The organism is Telluria sp. LT2P34 (genome assembly GCF_059685915.1).
In genome coordinates, this window is sequence record NZ_JCASIN010000001.1 from 358984 (window position 1) to 377040 (window position 18057).

Consider the following 18057-nt stretch of genomic DNA (forward strand, 5'->3'; position numbering starts at 1 on the left):
TGTGTCCTGATTAGAGGGAAACGCCTACAGGGCGCTAGCGCCCATGCCAGTAGCGCGGGTGCTCGCGGCGGTATTCGCGCACGGCGATGCCGGCGCCGAAGTCGAGGCTGATGGCGCCTGATTCGTCGCTGCGCAGGCGCTGGATGCCGAGGGCGCCGTAGCGCTCGAAGACCTGGCGTTTCGGGTGGCGGAAACGATTCCGGTGGCCGACCTGGAACACGGCGATCGACGGCTTCACGGCGGCAAGAAAGGCCGGCGTCGACGAGGTGCCGCTGCCGTGGTGCGGCGCCAGCAGGACGTCGGCACCCAGGGCCTGCGGCGCGGCCCTCAGCAACTGCGCCTCCTGGGCCGCTTCGATATCGCCGGCCAGCAGGATGGATCGGGCGCCGGCAGATACCCGCAACACGCAGCTGCGCGCATTCGGTTTCAGGCCGGGCTGGAGGTAGCTTGCCGGGGCAGGATGCACCATCTCGAACACGACGCCATCCCACTCCCAGCGCTGGCCGGACTCGCAGCGCCGATGCAGCCTGGCGGCGCCCACCACAGGATGCTCCGGCCCGAGCGAACTGGCGACCCAGTCGACCGGCAGCGCCGCGGTCAGCGCCAGGGCGCCGCCGGCGTGGTCGACATCGCTGTGGCTGACGACCATGGCGTCGAGGCGCCTGATGCCGCGCGCCCGCAAATACGGCAGGATCACGCGCGTGCCGCCGTCCTGCCCGGGCGCGTACTGCGGGCCGGTATCGTAGAGCAGCCGGTGCCGCTCGGTTTCCACCAGCAGCGCCATGCCCTGGCCGACGTCGAAAGCGGTGACCGTGAAGCGGCCTGGCGCGGGATGCGTCGGCAGCAGCAGGAACAGCGGCAGCCAGGCCGCGGCCCCCGTCCAGCGATGCGGCCAGCCGCGCGGCGCCAGCATCCAGGCCGTGCCAATCAGCGCCAGCACGAACAGCCAGGGCGGCGGGGCCGGCGCGCTCCACACGGCAAGCGGCAGCGCAGCCAGCCAGGCAAGCACCGTGGCCAGCGACTCGACCCCGAGATGGGCCGTCCACAGCACCGGGGTCGAGAGCGGCGCCGGCAACAGGCTGCCGAGCAGCGCCAGCGGCGTCACGACGAAGCTCACCACCGGAATCGCGACCGCATTCGCCAGCGGCCCGACGATCGACACCTGCGAAAACAGCAGCAGCGTCAGGGGCACCAGCCCCAGCGTGACCGCGTACTGGGTGCGCGCGGCCAGCGCCAGCGTGCCGCGCAGGCCCTTGCCCTTCCCGCCCCGGCCCAGGCCAGCGTAGAGGATGGTCGCCACCGCACAGAAGGACAGCCAGAAGCCCGGCCAGAGCACGGCCCAGGGATCGATCAGCACCACCAGGCCCAGCGCCAGGCACAGGATGCGCGACACGCTGGCCAGGCGCCCGGTCCACAGCGCCAGCGCCACCACCGCCAGCATGTACAGGGTGCGCTGCGCCGGCACGCCGAAGCCGGCCAGCAGCACGTAGAGCAGCGCCACGCCGGCGCCGGCCAGCGCGGCCACCTTTTGCGCCGGCAGGATCAGCGGCAAGGCGGCGGCGGTGAAAAAGGAGCGGCGCCAGAGCGCGGACGCCACGAAGGCGGACAGTCCGGCGATCATCGTGATGTGCAGCCCGGAAATGGCGACCAGGTGACTGACGCCGGTACGGTTGAACACCTCCCAGTCCGACTGCCCGATGCCGCGCTGGTCGCCGACGACCAGCGCGACGATCACGCCGGCATAGGGTTTGGCATCGAGCGCGGTGGCGATGCGCTCGCGCAGCAGGTCACGTCCGCGCTGGACGACATTGCCGGCGGTCGGCACGAAATCGTCGAGCAGGCGATTCCGGGGTCCCGCGCGCACGTAGCCGGTGGCGCGCACGCCCTGCCCCAGCAGCCAGGCCTCGTAATCGAAACCATGCGGGTTGGCGTTCCCGTGCGGGCGCTGCAGGCGCACCCTCAGGCGCCAGCGCTGGCCGGGATGGATCGACGCGCCGCCGTTCGCGCCGCGGTACCAGGACAGCGCCAGCTTCGGCGGCACACCGGCGCCTGGCGTCAACACCGTCTCGACTGCGAACTGGAAGCGCAGGCCCTGGCCGAAATCGTGGGGCAGCTTGTCGACCGTGCCGACGATGTCGAGATCGCGCCCTTCATCGGCCTTGTCCAGCTGCTGGGCGAGCACGGCGTGGGCGAGGCAGGCCGCCCAGCAGTAGCCGAGCAGCGCCCCGGCGACGGCGGCGCAGAGGGGCTTGCGCGACAGCGTCAGCAACAGCAGCGCTGCGAGTGCACAGGCGACGATTGGCCAGGCGTCCGGCAAGGCGGCGCAGGTTTGCAGGACGGCAGCGCCGAGCACGAAGCCGAGGATGGCGGAGCGCATGGGCGCGTTGGGGCGATACGCGCCGTGTCGTCAGAGCGGGAGGCGGCGCTTCATGCGGGCTCCGCGTCGTCACTCGCGTCCTGCTGCTCCGCGTCTGCCAGCCGCACCAGCCGCCATGCCCCGCGGCGCTCGATCGACTTGGCCGAGTTCGCGGAACGGCTGAAGCCACCTGGCGCAAGAGCGAAGCTTGCCGGAGGCAGCAGGCTGCCCTGGGCAAACCACCGTGTTCCATCCAGCGCGCGCGGGTCGTCGCAGAGCCACCAGCCGCTCGCCGGGCAAGGATGTCCGGTAGAAGCAACGCTGCCGACCGCTACTCCCGCTTGCTCCATCACGCCCGGTCCGGTGCCGGCCGAGGTGATGCTGCCCGCAGCCACCGGCGTCGCCTGGGCGAGCGGCAGTAGCGACGGCACTCTTGCCCGGCCACGCTTGTCGACCAGTTTCCAGGAAGTCCGGGTCTTCGATTCGAAGCTCGGCTGCACGCCGCGCAGCTTTTCCCATACGGATTGCGGCGGCAGCAGCAGGGCTTGCGGCATGCGCGCGCCCTTTTTGATGTACTGGCGCTGCCCGCCCAGCACGCCGATGCCCTTGCCGCCGTCGCTGCATTGCCACCAGCCGCTTTGAGGGCAGCGCTCGCCGGCACTGATGTAGGTGCCGATTGGGATCGGTGGTGGTGCAATGGGGCCGCTTGTTTTCGGCTGCGCGGGCCGCACGCGAATGCTGGACGAAATCCTGTCCCACATGCCCATCGCGGCACCTTCCGACAACGAGGACGGAACCGGTCCGTGGTTGCCCTCGCCGGTATCCATCTGGAAAACGATATGGGGTAGGAAAATGTTGTCGGTCGTGCCAGGCACCTCCCACCAGAAGCTGTAGACGATCGCGTCGTTCAGTTCGTGAACGCGTTCAACCAGTTCCTCCCCAGGAATGCCCCAGATTGTGCGCGGCCCCCCGCGCAGCCTGGAAAAGCGCATCCGCTCCATCAAGGAAAATTGTGATTTTGTCGCAGCGTCCCGTTCAACAAGTCCATCCTTATCGGGCTTGAGGCCGGCGGCAAGAATCAGCAGGAAGCGGATATCGGGCTTGCTCGGCAGTCCCGCGAACATCGTGATCCGTTCGAGTTGATCGGCCCTGAGCGGGTCACGGAGGTAAGCGCCGTCCATACAAAAACCAGGCTCGGTGGGAACTTTATTTTCAGGGTTCGGCACTAGCTTGACCGCAAGTTTTAGAACATCCCCGACCTTGTCCGGAAAGTAGAAATCGGACGCCACGTCGACACTGACACCGTTGCCATGCATGAGGGCCTCGACGGCGACACCTTCGTGGCGGTAGCGCTCGATTTCCAAGCCATTCGATGCGGTGCCTTCCTTTACTTCCCGGCTATGTACCAAAAGCTTACCGGTCATCCCGCTATCGCCTCTGATCTCTTTCGCCACTTCCAAATTCCGGTTGCCGCCCAGCCTATCCGGCTTGGCCTTGAGCTGCGCTTCGCGCTCCGCGAGGCGCGCTTGGAACTCGTGCATCGTTTCGCGGAATGCCACGATGGAAAAGCCGTCAATGCTGGGGTTACTGAACTCAATTCGCGCCTCTTCCGGAAAATCAAGCAAAAATCTTCCGACGCACACCGTTTTCATTTTCTCGGTCATCCGCGCTACCTCGTGTTTATCCTGACGCGCCATTTCGTGTTGGTGCAGGACCGCACCTAAAGCCGAGGCCGCCGCCAGAGCCGCGATAACGATCCCGGCCGGCACTTTTGCCAGCATGTTATGGATCCAGTGTTTCACGACAGCTCCTGGGCGATCTTTACAATCAAGCGAAGCGTGAGCTTGAGCATGTCTTCATTGTTATAGGACCCCTGATGATCGTAGCCTTGAGTAGGGAACACCTGCTTCACATTGCCAGCCAGACCAGCCCCGGATTGACAAGGAACCGTTCCGTCGCCGCGGACATCTTGCGGCTCGGGCTCAAAATGCAGCTCCGCCTTACCCTCGACCAGAACGCGCCTTTGACCATTTGGCGTATGTCCGAGGAAGATCGCCTCCGACACGTTCGCCGTCGTTAAAGCACAAGCTGAACCGGCTCCTTGCCGCGCAACCCATCGAACGTGGCCATATGACAGTTCATGTTGATCGTCGCCGTAAAACGCGTAGGTATTGGGATGGTAATAATCCCCTAATGAGCGGTGAAACTGTTCGGCAGTTGCAATAGCTGACTTGATTTTCAATTCGACGCCTCCGGGTTTCTTTGTGTACTTCCTCGCTGGATCAGCGAGCGCCGGATTGATGAGGCGGTACCACGACGTCAGGTTTCGGTACAAATCATAGGGATTCGGCGCTCCTGCGTTAGGCAAGTGCAGATAATCGGCAGAGGTCTCGCTGTACCGCACAAGGTCATCCTTCGTGCCGTAGCCTGACTTGCGGGGGGCGCCAATCGACTTGACGACACGCACATGCAGCCACGGCTGTGGGTAAAGGTGATTCGGCAATAGTTCAAGCGCCCCGGGCGATGTCGCCAGGACCGGTGTTGTCTTGTCAGCTGTGCGTCCCAGAATCATCGCAGCTCCGGACGCTTTGACATTCTCCGCAGGTCCGTTACCTGGACTCGACGATTCTGTTCCGCAGGCGATCCGGCGGTAGGCAACCGGTGCTCCCAGTGCAGGCATCACGCCGTGAACTACCCCGGCGATTTTGTCGGGGATGCGCTTGGCGCATGCTCGCGCCACTAATCCACCCATGGAATGGGTCACGAGAATAACCTTGTCGCAACGCCGTTTAGCCTTTCGCCAGGATTGCATGATGTCGAGGATGCGCTTTTCCAGCACGATCGACGACGTTTGACAATCTTCGAGCCAGCAATAACCTAGCGAGTAAACCGGAAAATAGTGCTGGGCGTGTTTTTTGAGCTCCTCTTGCGTCAGCGGCGCGAAGTCACGCAGACCCCATTTCTTCGGATCGCAGGCCATTACATCCTGCCAGTGCTGTTTGATAAAGTGCTTCTTCTTTGGAGCGTCGTACCCGAATGTCTGGTTCAAGCGCATCTCCAGGGCGTAAAGCAGGGGACCGTACGATTCGGCATGCACCTCGCCCCAGCCGCGACGGCGCACATGCTCTTCTTTCAAAACATAGTCATCATCGGAGTCGGGGAGGACAACGGGGCCGCTGTCGTCGACCTCCAGGGTTGGAGTGTCCAACAGAAGTTGCCGGTCCTTTGGGAAAAAGCGGTCCCATCTGGCAGCTGCACGCAGACCTTCGGCCTTCCCGTTTGGCGGACGCCAGACCGGGTCGCCAGGCCGTACTTGCTGATTTCTTTCATCGCTTTTTCTTGCCGGCTGTCCTACGCGCCTGGCCCTGAGATTGGTCCCCATGATGCCGGGTACAACAATAACCGGCACGATACTATTCGACGGCATGAGGGCCAGGCCACGCAGGGTGTAATCCTCCGAGGACATAAAGGAATCGATCTCCCAACCCCCATTAGGCAAAGGCAGGGCGGGTGGCAAGGGCCTTGTTTTTTCGCTCATGGGGCTGACAGGTATCGAGCGGCGTTCAAGGCAGCAGCTCGAAACGCACCGGCCCCATCGCGGCGCCCTGGACCAGTGCCGTGCGCCCGTCTTCGTCGCTGACACCGTCGATCGCGCTGCCGTCAGCGAGGTGGGCGATGTAGCGCTGGTTGGGAATCGGTTCGCGGGTTTGCAGGTGGCGCAGCACCAGGCGCTCGTCGGTGCGGATCTTCGAGGAAGCGAAATCGAGCGTCGCCGGGGTGCCGCCGCCACCGCCCGAGCTCTTGACCGCGCTGGCCTTGACGATCTGCTGGCCGGCGCTTTGCTGGGTGATCGTGCCCTCCGCCCATTCGGTTTGCGCGCCTGTCGAGACGATGCGCACCAACGGCGCCTCGATGTAGATGGCTTCCGACGAGATCAGGCTGATCCTCCCCGAGGCCTTGATCTCGACAGTGCCCTGGTGGGCCTCGAGCGCCACGTTGCCGCGCCCGGCGACCAGCTTGATGCCCAGGGTGTGCGCGAAGGCGCTGATCGAACGTGCCGCGCGCACGAACAGGTTGCCACCGGCGGAAATCGCGGCGTCGCCGCCGCTGACGACGTCGACCTGTTTCTCGGAGCCGAGCGCCACGTTGTCCTGGCTGGCCAGCACGATCCCGGCCGGCGCCGTGACGGCGACCATCGGCGCGGCCGCGTTGGCGCCGGCCGCACCTTGCGCCACATTGGACCCGGCATCCCATGCCTTCAGTTTGTCGACCAGCTGCGCCATGCGCGCGCCGCCCTCCTCCTGGCCGGTGTGCTGCGCGGCCAGTGTCGCCATCTCGTCCGCAACGCTCTGCATCAGTTCGGCGAGGCCAACCAAGGCGCCCCTTGCCAGCTGCGCTCCCTCGCCGGCCTTCGATGCCTCGGCGCTCACCAACACGCCTTCGCGCCCGCGGATGGCGACGGCGCGCTCGCTGCGCAGCTCCGCGCCCTCGCCCCGGGGCTCGGCCGCGCCATTCGCGCGCGGGCGCGTCAGCCAGCCGAGGTTCAGCTGGGAGGCGCCATGGTCGCTCGCCAGCTGCGCGCTGATTTCGCCGTGGGTGTCGTCCAGGCGCAGCTGGTTGCCGCGCTGGCCGCCGACTTCGCGGCTGCGCAGGCCGGCCAGGTAGCGGTTGCCCGGCAGTTCGCCATCCGGGCTGAGCGCCGGCGGCGCGGCGCGGCTGTTGAACAGCTGCGACAGGATGATCGGGCGGTCCGGGTCACCACCGAGGAAGGCGACCAGCACCTCGCTGCCGACACGCGGCAGGCCGAGCGCGCCGCATTGCTGGTGGCTGCCCGGCCCATTGCCGGCCCAGTTCGACGCCACGCGTACCCAGGCCGAATCGGCGGGCGCGCCGGACGCTCCGGCGCCGTTCGCATGGCCATGGTCGGCCGGGCGCATGCCGGGAAAACGGATCTTCACGCGCCCCAGCGCGTCGCAATGCACTTCCTCGTTTTGCGGGCCGACGACGATCGCGCTTTGGAGCTGCGGGTGCGGCAGGTCGACCCGCGGATCGTAGGCCGGCACGAAATGCACGCCACGGCGCACCGCCGTGAAGCGCACGTGCACCCGCGCCGCCTTGCCCTCTTCCTGCATCGGGGCCGGCCAGTTCCAGCCGCTCCTGGCCAGCAGGCGCTCGACGCGCGCCGACAGCTCGCCCGGCAGGTTGTTGCAGACGCTGGTCTGCAGCTCGGTGATGACGAACTGGCGCTCGGCGACCGGATGGGTATCGATCTCGGGGTGGCCCGCCAGCGTGAAATACTGGCCGGCGCAGAAGTCGCGCACGCTGCCTTCGCCACGGAAGCATTTCGCTTCGAACTCGTGGCGCGCCATGCGCAGCTGGCCGAGGCGCCAGCCATCCTCGAAGTCGTTGCCGGCGTGCGGCGCTTCGACCAGGTAGTCGTCGAGGCTGGCGGCAAAACCGCTGCCCAGGGCGCCCTGGTCGCTGCCGGCGCGGGTGGTGGCGGCCATGAAATGGGCGCCGCCCGGATTCTTGTAGTCCCAGCTGTGGCGGGTGGTGCTGCCCGGCTGCAGTGAACGCGCGCCGGCCCAGGAGCTCACGGTGTCGCGCTGTTCGCTGGCGTCATCGCGGTGGTAGCGCACCGTGCCGGCGGCGTTTTGCGGCAGGTTGGCGCCATCGGCGAACAGCACCAGGGTGTGCGCCGGAATCCGGTCGCGGGCGGAGTCGATGCGGGCATCGACCGTGCTGCTGCGGCTGCGCCCGGCGCGTACCACCCAGGAGATGCCGCGCCGGCGCAACAGGCGGCGGACAAAGGCGGCGTCCGATTCGTTGTACTGCATGGTCTGCTCGCGCCGCGGGTAACGGTCGACCTCGAGCAGCGGATCGAGTTCGTATTCGAAGGCGCCGGCCAGGGTGGTGTTCGCATGGCGCCACTCGTCGAACAGGATCTGCACGATGTCGACTTCGCTCTGCTGGCGAAAAATGCGGCTGTTGACGCGCTTTTCCATGATCGACAGCGCGTCGCGCAGCACCAGCTGATAGGTGGCCAGGCCGCCATCGCTGTCGCCGGAACGCGCTTCGACGACGATGCCGCAAATGCTGCGCAGGCCGCCGCGATCGGTGACGACCTGCACTTCGGCCGGCAGCGCGATCAGTTCCTTCAGCGGCAGGGTCGGGTCGCTGGCGACGCAGGCGACGCGGTACTCGATGCCGCCGCACACCGCTTCGACGCCTTCGACCCGCTGCGGCAGCAGAATATCGTCGAGATGCCCATCGAGGAGGCCGTCGGCGTGGGCGAGTCGCAAGCGCAGGACACGGTGCGCGGTGCTCAGCGACCGCTCGTGCTGCAGCACGCGGAGGAACTCGCTCGCGCTATCCAATTGCGTCTCCCAGGCCCAAAAACCCATGGTGGCACGAACCCGACAATACCAAGTTGCGTACCATCATCGTGCACAGGGCCAAACGGACTGAACTTTAAGCTGCGCGGGCACATCGGCTGTACGGATACACAGTTGATCCCGTCACGGGCGAAAGGTTCCGCCGGGCGCGCCGGTCAGGCCAGCAAGGGGCCCAGGCGCGGCAGCGCCGCGATCGCGCTGCGCCGGGTGGCGGCGCGCACCTCGGCCGGGTCGATGCCGCGCAAGGCCGCGAGCGCAGCGCCGATTGCCGGCAGCTGTTCCGGGCTGTTGCGTGCCGGGTGGATCCAGGCCGGCGAGATGTCCGGCGCGTCGGTCTCGAGCACGATCCGGTCGAGCGGCAGCGTGCTGGCCAGGCGCCGGATCTGCAGCGCGCGGGTAAACGTCATGGCGCCGCCGAAGCCGAGGTGCATGCCGAGCTTGATGAAGGTAATGGCCTGCTGTTCGCTGCCGTTGAAGGCATGCGCAATGCCCCCTGGCGGGGTCACCTGGCGCAGGTGTTTCAGTACCTGGTCCTGGGAACGGCGCACGTGGGTCAGCACGGGGAGCGAAAAATCGCGCGCGATGCGCAGCTGTTCCTTGAAGAAGCGCTCCTGCTTGACGCGCATCGCCGGTTCGCACAGCTGCGGGATGAAGAAGTCGAGGCCGATCTCGCCGATGGCCACGAACCGCGGGTCGCCCATCGCGTTTTCCACCGCGAGGCGCAGCGCGGCCAGGTCGTCGTCGCTTGCCTGGGGTACGCAGATCGGATGGATGCCGAGCGCATAGCAGACATTGGGCGACCCGTGCGCCAGGCGCGAGACCGCCTCAAAATTGCCGCGCTCGACAGCCGGGATCACGATCATCGACACCCCGAGCCGACCGGCGCGCGCGGCCACCTCCGGCGCCTCGGCGCCGAATTCGGCCGCGTCCAGGTGGCAGTGGGTGTCGATCCACATGGGCTTTACGCCTCCAGCGGCTGCAGTCCGTGCTCGGTCAGGCGCAGCGCGCGGTCGCAGCGGCGCGCCAGTTCCATGTCGTGGGTGACGATGACGAAGGCGGTGCCGAGGGTGCGCGACAGCTCCAGCATCAGGTCGAAAATGACCAGCGCCGTGGTGTGGTCGAGGTTACCGGTCGGCTCGTCGGCCAGCACGCAGGCCGGCTGCGTGACCAGCGCCCGGGCCAGGGCCACGCGCTGGCGCTCGCCGCCGGACAGCTCGCCCGGGCGGTGGATGACGCGCTTGCCCAGGCCCACGCGCTCGAGGATGGCCTGCGCCTTGATGCTTGCCGCCGCGTGCTTTTCGCGCCGGATCATGAGCGGCATGGCGACGTTGTCGAGCGCCGAGAACTCGGGCAGCAGGTGGTGGAACTGGTAGACGAAGCCGAGCGACGCGTTGCGCAGGTCGCCGCGGCGGGTCTCGGACAGGGTCGCGAAGTCTTCACCAAGCAGGGTCACCGCGCCGGTCGTCGGCGTGTCCAGGCCGCCGAGCAGGTGCAGCAGGGTCGACTTGCCCGAACCGGAAGCGCCGACGATGGCGACCCGCTCGCCGCGCGCGATCGAAAAATCGACGCCGTCGAGGACGCGCACCTGGTAGTCGCCCTGGCTGAAGGTCTTGCCGAGGCCGCGGCAGGCCAGTACCGGGGAATTGGCCTGGCCGAGCGCATCGGCGTGCAATGCGTCAGGCTTGAGTTCGTTATTCATAGCGCAGCGCCTCCGCAGGTTTCACGCGCGAGGCCGACCAGCTCGGATAAAGCGTGGCGGCAAAGGCCAGCAGCACGGCCACGCCGCCGATTTTAAACACGTCCGGCCAGCGCAAATCCGAAGGCACGGCGCTGAATTGGTAGATATCCTTGGACAAGAACTGCACTCCCAACAGGTTTTCGATGAATGGAACGATGAGGTCGATGTTCAGGGCGACCAGCACCCCGCCGCCCACGCCAAGCGCGGTGCCGAGCAGGCCGGCCACGGCCCCCTGCACCATGAAGATTTTCATGATCGAACGCGGCGAGGCGCCCAGGGTGCGCAAAATTGCGATGTCGGCCTGCTTGTCGGTCACCGTCATCACCAGCGTCGAGACCAGGTTGAAGGCGGCGACCGTAACGATCAGCGTCAGGATGATGAACATCATCTTCTTTTCGGTCTGTACGGCGCCGAACCAGACGGCGTTGAGCTTGGACCAGTCGCGCATGGTCAAGTCTCCCGACATTGACTGTTCCAGCTCCGCGGCCACCTGGGGCGCGGCATGCATGTCGGCCACGCGCAGGCGCAGGCCGGCCGGCGCCCCCAGGCGCTCCATTTTCTGGGCATCCTCGAGGCCGATGAAGGCCATGCCGGCATCGAACTCCTGGTGGCCGGATTCGAAAATGCCCGACACCGTGAACGAGCGCATACGCGGCAGCATGCCGGCCGGCGTGGTCTGGGCCTGCGCCAGCAGCATCGTCAGCTTGTCGCCGGTCTGCACGCCCAGCGCAGCGGCCAGGCCATAGCCGAGCACGATGTTGAAGCTGCCTGGTGCGAGCGAGTCGAAGCTGCCCTGGCGCATGGTGGAGGCCACGCTCGACACCTTGCTCTCGGCGCTCGGCAGCACGCCGCGGATCGTCACCGGCCGCATGACGCTGTTCTTTTGCAGCAGCCCCTGCGACTCGACAAACGGCGCCACGCCCAGCACCGCCGGATTGCGCAGGGCTTCCTGTGCGGCGGCGCGCCACTGCGGCATGTCGCCGCGCTCGTCGAATACTTCGATATGCGCCAGCACCGACAGCATGCGGTCGGTGACCTGCTTCTGGAAGCCGTTCATCACCGACAGCACGATGATCAGGGCCGCCACCCCCAGGCCGATTCCGGCCACCGAAATAAGGGAGATGAAGGAGATGAAGCCGCTGCGGCCAGTGCCCTTGCCGGCGCGCGTGTAGCGCAGGCCGACCAGCCATTCGTAGGGCAGTGTGTGGACAATGCTCATAAAGGATTATTCGTAACGCAAAGCTTCGGCCGGCCTGGTGCGCGCGGCCGCCCAGCTCGGGTAAAGGGTGGAGAAAAAGGCCAGCAGCACCGCCACGCCGCCGATGGTCGCCACGTCGCGCCAGCGCAGGTCGGAGGGAATCTCGCTGATCAGGTAGATTTCCTTCGACAGGAACTGGGCCCCGGACAAGCGCTCGATGGCCGGCACGATGACGTCGACATTCAGCGCCACCGCCACCCCCAGCGCCACGCCAAGCGCCGCGCCCAGCACCCCGACCAGCGTGCCCTGCACCATGAAGATCTTCATGATCGAGCGCGGCGACGCGCCCAGCGTGCGCAGGATCGCGATGTCGGCCTGCTTGTCCTTCACCGTCATGACCAGGGTCGAGACCAGGTTGAAAGCGGCCACCGCGATAATCAGGGTCAGGATGATGAACATCATGCGTTTTTGCGAGCCGACGGCGGCGAACCAGATCGAGTTCACCTGCGACCAGTCGCGCAGCACGAGTTCGCCCGCGCGGCTGCCCGCCATGCTGGCGCGCAGTTCGGCAGCCACCCGCGGCGCCTGGTGCAGGTCGCGCAGGCGCAGGCGCAGGCCCAGCGGCCCGCCGGTCTGCGCGGCCGCGGCCGCGTCGTCCAGGTGCGCGAACACCAGCGCGGAATCGAATTCGTAATGGCCGGCCTCGAAAATGCCCGAGACGACGAAGGACTGGGTGCGCGGCATGACAGTTTCGCCGGGGCTGGCGGCGGCGCCGGGGTCGCCCCCGGCCATCAGCATGGCCAGGCGGTCGCCGACCTGGACGTCGAGCGCGGCGGCCAGGGCGCTCCCCAGCACGACATTCATCGATCCGGCCGTCAGCGAGTCGAAGCTGCCCTGCTTCATCTGGCCCGCCACGCTCGACACTTTCGCCTCGAGGCCGGGCAGCACGCCGCGCATCAACACCGGCTTCATCACGCCGTCGCGCAGCAGCATGCCCTGGGCTTCCACGAAGGGCGCGCTGGCGGCCACTTGCGGGTTCGTCGCGGCATCGCGTTCGACCGCCTTCCAGTCGGGCATCGTGCCGCGCACGTCGAAAATTTCGACGTGGGCCAGCACCGACAGCATGCGGTCGGTGACTTCTTTCTGGAAGCCGTTCATCACCGACAGCACGACGATCAGCGCCGCCACGCCAAGGGCGATGCCGGCCACGGAAATGAGCGAGATGAAGGAAATGAAACGGTTGCGTCCGCTGCGCTTGCCGGCGCGCGTATAGCGCAGGCCGACCAGCCATTCGAACGGCAAGGTGTGGACAATGCTCATGAAATTCCGGTTGCAAAACGATGAAGCCGTGGCGGCCTTGCGGCGGCCACGATGCGAATTTCCAAAATTCTAACACTTCAGGCGCGCGGGCAAGGGAACGGACGCCTGGCCAGCCCGGATGCCCTACAATCACGCCATGGCCCACATCACGCTCGTCCTGCCCTTCGCCCTGCCGATTCCCGAGTTTGCCCCCGACCTCGTGCGCGCCCTCGCACCGGATGCGCCGGCGCTCGCCGCACTGCTGTCGCGCACCAGCCGCCATGCGCGGGTCGCCGCCGACGATTCGGTGCGGGCGCTGCCGCACGAGCAATGGCTGGCTGCCGCCCTGGGCCTGTTCGATGCGCGCCGCCCGGCCCTTGCCGCGGCCGCCATGCGCGGACGCGGCATCGAGCCGGGCGCCGGCACCTGGTTCATCGTCAACCCGGCGCATATCGAGATTGCCCGCACCCACCTCCTGATGGCCGACCTGCGCGACCTGCGCCTGAAAGAGCATGAAAGCCGCGCCCTGTTCGAGTCGAGCAGGCCGTATTTCGAGGAGGCGGGCCACGACCTGGCCTATGGCGACGCCCAGACCTGGTTCATGCGCGCCGATGACTGGGCCAGCCTCGACACGGCCACGCCGGACGCCGCCGTCGGCATGGACCTGACCGACTGGATGCCGCTCGGCCCCCAGGCCGGCGCTTTCCGGCGCCTGCAGAACGAAGTGCAGATCCTGTGGCATGCGCATCCGGTCAATGCCGAGCGCGAGGCGCGCCGCCTGCCGCCGATCAATGCCTTCTGGGCCTGGGGCGCCGCCGAGGCGGCCCTGAAGCGAGGGCCGGAACCGCGGCTGGCCGCCTTCGACGCCGCGCCCTGGGTCGACGCGCTGGCCGACACCAGGGTCAGCGACCTGGCCGCCTTTGTCGCCGCCCTCGACGCCAAGGCGGGAACCGACACCATCCTGGTCTGCGGCAGCGTGGCCGCGCCCGCCATCGGCGCCGACTGGGGCGGCTGGATTGCGCAGATGGGACAGCTTGAAACGGCCCTGTTCGCCCCCATCCTGGAAGCCTTGAAGCGTGGTCGCCTGCGCTCGGTCAGCCTGGTGCTGAGCCACCGCGAAGCCCACGCCGTCTGCACCACCACCGCCCTGGCGCAACGCGCGTTCTGGCGCCGCCCCACCCTGGACCGACTGCTGTGATGACCCGTATTTCCACCCGCCCCTGCCCGTTCCGCCAATCCGAACTGCTGCGCCAGGGCGGCGTGCATCCCGTGCTGGCCCGCGTCTATGCCTCGCGCGGCCTGGTCGACGCGCGCGAGCTCTCCAGCGAGCTGTCCGCGCTGGTGCCGCCCGGCGGCCTGCGTCACATCGATGCCGCCGCCGTGTTCCTGGCCGATTCGATTGGCGCCGGCAAGAAGATGACCATCGTCGCCGACTATGACTGCGACGGCGCCACCGCCTGCGCAGTCGCCCTGCGCGGCCTGCGCGCGATGGGCGCGCAGGTCGACTACATCGTGCCGAACCGTTTCGAATACGGCTATGGCCTCACGCCCGAGATCGTCGAACTGACGGCGCGCGAAAAGTCCCCTGACATCATCATCACCGTCGACAACGGCATCGCCAGCATCGAGGGCGTGGTCGAGGCCAACCGGCGCGGCATCGAAGTCGTCGTCACCGACCACCACCTGCCCGGCGACGCGCTGCCGTCGGCGCGCGTGATCGTCAACCCGAACCAGCCCGAATGCGGCTTCCCGAGCAAGCACCTGGCCGGCGTCGGCGTGGTGTTCTACGTGCTGCTGGCGCTGCGCGCCGAACTGCGCCGGCGCGGTGTGTTCGATGCCGCCACCCAGCCGAAACTCGACAACCTGCTCGACCTGGTCGCGCTCGGCACCGTGGCCGACGTGGTCAAGCTCGACGCCAACAACCGCATCCTGGTCGCCCAGGGCATCAAGCGCATGCGCGCCGGACGGATGCATGCCGGCGTGGCGGCGCTGTTCCGCGTGGCCGGACGCGAAGCGCGCTGCGCCTCGCCCTTCGACCTCGGCTTTGCGCTCGGCCCGCGCCTGAACGCCGCCGGCCGCCTGCAAGACATGTCGCTCGGGATCGAATGCTTGATCACGGACGACGAAGGCCGCGCCTGGGCCATCGCCCAGCAGCTCAACGAGATCAACCTGAAACGGCGCGAGATCGAAGCCGAGATGCAGGACACGGCGCTCTTGCACCTGGACGCCTTCCAGCCTGCCGACTCGAGCACGATCGCCGTCTTCGACGACAGCTGGCACCAGGGCGTGATCGGCATCGTCGCCTCGCGCCTCAAGGAAAAATTCTTCCGCCCGACGATCACCTTCGCGCCGGGCGGCCCGGGCCTGATCAAGGGCTCGGGACGTTCGATCCCGGGCTTTCACTTGCGCGATGCGCTGGACCTGGTGTCGAAGCGGGTACCGGGACTGATCGACAAGTTCGGCGGCCATGCCATGGCGGCCGGATTGACGATGAAGGCGGACTCCTTCGACGCATTTTCGCAAGCCTTCGAGGCCGTGGGCCGGGCCTGGCTGACCCAGGCCCAGCTGGAACGCGTGATCGAAACTGACGGCCCGCTCGAGGACGAGTTCTACTGCACCACTTTTATTGCGCTGATGGACGGCCAGGTCTGGGGCCAGGGCTTTGCGCCGCCCGTCTTCTGCGACGAATTCCGGGTGCTGAGCCAGCGCATCCTGAAAGAGAAGCACCTGAAACTGCTGCTCGAGAAGAACGGCCGGCGCTATGACGCGATCTGGTTCGGCCACACCGACGCTCTCGGTGAACGGGCCCGGGTCGCCTTCAGGCTCGATGCAAACGAGTACAACGGGGTGACCAAGGTGCAGCTGCTGGTGGAGCACGCCGAGCCGGTGTGACGCATTAGCGTTTGCAATCGCAGCCGCGATCGAACACGACTTTCCAGTTCCCCGGCCCTTCCAGCTGCCACACCGAATTGAAGCGCCCGATCTGCCGGCCCGTCGCATCCTTCACCGGCCCGCTGCTGAAGGCGAGCGTCCCCGACCCCAGCACCTCGACTTCATCGGGCTCCCACGAAAACGGCGCCGCCGGCCCGACGAAATGGCCACGCCACGCCAGGGCCACCGCATCCCTGCCGCGCTGCGCTCCTTCCGGGCTCATGAAAACGGCTTCGCGCGAGAGGAAGTTCGCGAAGGCGTCGAAATCGCGGCGCGCCATGGTGGCGGCGAAACTGCGTTCGGCCTGCATCACCTGCCGCCGCAGTTCCGGCGGCGTCGCACGCGTACCGCGCGCCAGGGCGAAGGCCGCGACGCCAATGACGATTGCTGCTACCAGGACAAGACCCGCCGAGCGCCAACGCATGAACTAACCTTTTCTTTTTAGCAATTTTGTTCGATTCTGGCATGCGCCTGCGCGCTTGACAACCAGCGTGTGGATATCCCTTGCACTGACTCCAAAAACGGAGTATAAAAACTCCATAAACGGAGGAATCCATGCAACCCGCTACCAATCTCGCTTACGCCTACCCGACCAGCCGCTTCGAACCGGCGCGGCTGGTGGACCTGAATTCGCGCGCCGAACGCGAGCGCCTCTCGAAAGCGGCCCTGAGCGGCTTCTTCAAGCTGGCGCTGGCCTGGCAGCTGCGCGACGACGATGCGCGCGAGCTGCTCGGCGGCCTGTCGGCGTCCACTTACTACGACTGGAAAAAGAATCCCGACCGGGTGCTCGAAGTGGACCGCATCACCCGCATTTCCTACCTTCTCGGCATCTACAAGGCGCTGCACATCCTCTACGGCGACAAGCTCGCCGACGAATGGGTGACGCTCCCCAACAGCAACCTGATCTTCGGCGGCCGCACGCCGCTCGCCTGCATGCTGGGAGGGGGCCTGCTGGCCATGCAAACCGTGCGCAAACTGCTCGACGCACGGCGCGGAGGGCTTTGATCTTGGCCAGCGTTCCCGTGACCAGCCTGCGCCAGTTCGATACCTGCCGCCTGATCCCGTCGCGCTTCGCCGACCTCGAGGATTCGGTCCTGGCTCCATTGGCCGATAACGACGCCGTCCTGCGCGACCTGTTCGACCTCGACAACGCCACCAACGAGCGCCTGCGCGGCGAGGCCGGGCAGCTGGCAGGCATCGGCATCGACGAACTGGTCTTCGGCGTTCCGCAGTTTCGCATCATTAACGCCGCCTACACCTATGCCCGCCCCGAAGGCAGCCGCTTCAACGACGGCGAGCGCGGCGCCTGGTATTGCGCCTTCGAAGCCGAGACGGCGCTGGCCGAGGTGTGCTTCCACAAGGCGGTCGAGTACCAGGAAATCGGGCGCTTCGACGACAGCGTCAGCTACCAGGCAATGCTGGCCGACTTCAATGCGGGCTTCCACGACATCCGCGGCAGGCGCGGTTTTGCCAAATGCCTCGATCCGCGCAGCTATGTCGCCTCGCAGCAGCTGGCCGCCGAACTGCTGGAAGGCGGTTCGATGGGCATCATCTATCCCAGCGTGCGGCATGCCGGCGGCACCAACCTTGCCTGCTTCCGTCCCGCCCTGGTGGGTAATGTGCGCAAGGGCCCTGCCTATCGGTTAACATGGGCGGGTTCGCCCGTGCCGACGGTCGAGCTCCTATGAACTACCATGAACAGCATGAAAACCGATCCTGAACGCGATACCGAACTGCACGACAAGATCAACCGCGAAACCGGCCGCATCCGATGGGACGAGCTGGAGCGCCACTTCGCCCAGGACAACGTCATCTACGTCAGCGAAGGACTGGACCTGATCGAGGTCGCCCTGCGCGTGTCGCACGACGACAAGGACAGCATCGCGCGCTGGATGCGCGAGGGCAAGGTGGCCAAGGTGTCGGATTTGCAGGCCGAAACCTGGGCCATTGGCGATGTAGCGCTGTGGGCCTCGGTGGTGCACCCGTTCATCCTGGTCCAGCCGGAAAAGAAACAAGTCCACTGAATTTCGCCTATTTCAAATTGCACATGCTATTGCAAAATCCATAAGACATGGATGTTGCATATTTGCCGCATGGCATTTATTTCCGTGGCTCCACTGTTATACTCCGGGTAAGGCCG

14 protein-coding genes are annotated in these 18057 nt (G+C 66.5%); 5 read left to right on the forward strand and 9 right to left on the reverse strand.

Annotation, left to right across the window (positions count from 1 at the left end):
- Positions 1-34 precede the first annotated feature (34 nt).
- The 8 genes from AC56KZ_RS01645 to AC56KZ_RS01680 form a co-directional block, all read right to left on the reverse strand.
- Positions 35-2377, reverse strand: a complete 2343-nt coding sequence (locus AC56KZ_RS01645) for a DNA internalization-related competence protein ComEC/Rec2 (RefSeq protein WP_497160388.1) — start codon at positions 2375-2377, stop codon at positions 35-37.
- Positions 2378-2427: 50 nt separating this feature from the next.
- Positions 2428-4158, reverse strand: a complete 1731-nt coding sequence (locus tag AC56KZ_RS01650; protein WP_497160389.1) for a T6SS immunity protein Tli4 family protein — start codon at positions 4156-4158, stop codon at positions 2428-2430.
- Entirely contained in the window at positions 4155-5894 is a 1740-nt protein-coding gene (locus tag AC56KZ_RS01655) for an esterase/lipase family protein (RefSeq protein WP_497160390.1), read from the reverse strand. Before AC56KZ_RS01655 ends, AC56KZ_RS01650 begins: the two co-directional genes overlap by 4 nt.
- A gap of 25 nt (positions 5895-5919) precedes the next feature.
- Positions 5920-8733, reverse strand: a complete 2814-nt coding sequence (locus AC56KZ_RS01660; RefSeq protein ID WP_497160391.1) for a type VI secretion system Vgr family protein — start codon at positions 8731-8733, stop codon at positions 5920-5922.
- 173 nt (positions 8734-8906) lie between these two features.
- Positions 8907-9707: a TatD family hydrolase gene (locus AC56KZ_RS01665; RefSeq protein ID WP_497160392.1), complete on the reverse strand. Its 801-nt coding sequence runs from the start codon at positions 9705-9707 to the stop codon at positions 8907-8909.
- Between the two features lie 5 nt (positions 9708-9712).
- Positions 9713-10450: a lipoprotein-releasing ABC transporter ATP-binding protein LolD gene (gene lolD / locus AC56KZ_RS01670; RefSeq protein ID WP_497160393.1), complete on the reverse strand. Its 738-nt coding sequence runs from the start codon at positions 10448-10450 to the stop codon at positions 9713-9715.
- Positions 10443-11708: a lipoprotein-releasing ABC transporter permease subunit gene (locus AC56KZ_RS01675; RefSeq protein WP_497160394.1), complete on the reverse strand. Its 1266-nt coding sequence runs from the start codon at positions 11706-11708 to the stop codon at positions 10443-10445. Before AC56KZ_RS01675 ends, lolD begins: the two co-directional genes overlap by 8 nt.
- 6 nt (positions 11709-11714) lie before the next feature.
- Complete coding sequence (locus AC56KZ_RS01680; protein ID WP_497160395.1) at positions 11715-13007, reverse strand: lipoprotein-releasing ABC transporter permease subunit; 1293 nt, start codon at positions 13005-13007, stop codon at positions 11715-11717.
- A 118-nt stretch (positions 13008-13125) separates the two neighbouring features.
- Here AC56KZ_RS01680 and AC56KZ_RS01685 point away from each other — a divergent pair, with 118 nt between their 5' ends.
- Both AC56KZ_RS01685 and recJ read left to right on the forward strand, forming a co-directional pair.
- Positions 13126-14184, forward strand: coding sequence for a hypothetical protein (locus tag AC56KZ_RS01685; RefSeq protein ID WP_497160396.1), 1059 nt, complete (start codon positions 13126-13128; stop codon positions 14182-14184).
- Positions 14184-15878 carry a single-stranded-DNA-specific exonuclease RecJ gene (gene recJ / locus AC56KZ_RS01690; RefSeq protein ID WP_497160397.1) on the forward strand — a complete coding sequence of 565 codons (1695 nt, stop codon included), beginning with the start codon at positions 14184-14186 and terminating at the stop codon, positions 15876-15878. The genes AC56KZ_RS01685 and recJ overlap by 1 nt, the downstream gene beginning before the upstream one ends.
- 4 nt (positions 15879-15882) lie before the next feature.
- Here the strand turns inward: recJ and AC56KZ_RS01695 are convergent, their stop codons facing one another.
- Positions 15883-16341 (reverse strand): YybH family protein, encoded by a 459-nt coding sequence (locus AC56KZ_RS01695; RefSeq protein ID WP_497160398.1) that lies wholly within the window; start codon positions 16339-16341, stop codon positions 15883-15885.
- Positions 16342-16472: 131 nt separating this feature from the next.
- Between AC56KZ_RS01695 and AC56KZ_RS01700 the strand changes: the two genes are divergently transcribed.
- Genes AC56KZ_RS01700 through AC56KZ_RS01710 form a run of 3 tightly spaced genes read left to right on the forward strand, consistent with a single transcriptional unit; the run spans position 16473 to position 17941 of the window.
- Positions 16473-16922, forward strand: coding sequence for an antitoxin Xre/MbcA/ParS toxin-binding domain-containing protein (locus AC56KZ_RS01700; protein WP_497160399.1), 450 nt, complete (start codon positions 16473-16475; stop codon positions 16920-16922).
- Positions 16923-16924: 2 nt separating this feature from the next.
- Positions 16925-17605 carry an RES family NAD+ phosphorylase gene (locus tag AC56KZ_RS01705; RefSeq protein WP_497160400.1) on the forward strand — a complete coding sequence of 227 codons (681 nt, stop codon included), beginning with the start codon at positions 16925-16927 and terminating at the stop codon, positions 17603-17605.
- A 6-nt stretch (positions 17606-17611) separates the two neighbouring features.
- Positions 17612-17941 carry a DUF2288 domain-containing protein gene (locus AC56KZ_RS01710; RefSeq protein ID WP_497160401.1) on the forward strand — a complete coding sequence of 110 codons (330 nt, stop codon included), beginning with the start codon at positions 17612-17614 and terminating at the stop codon, positions 17939-17941.
- Positions 17942-18057: the final 116 nt, after the last annotated feature.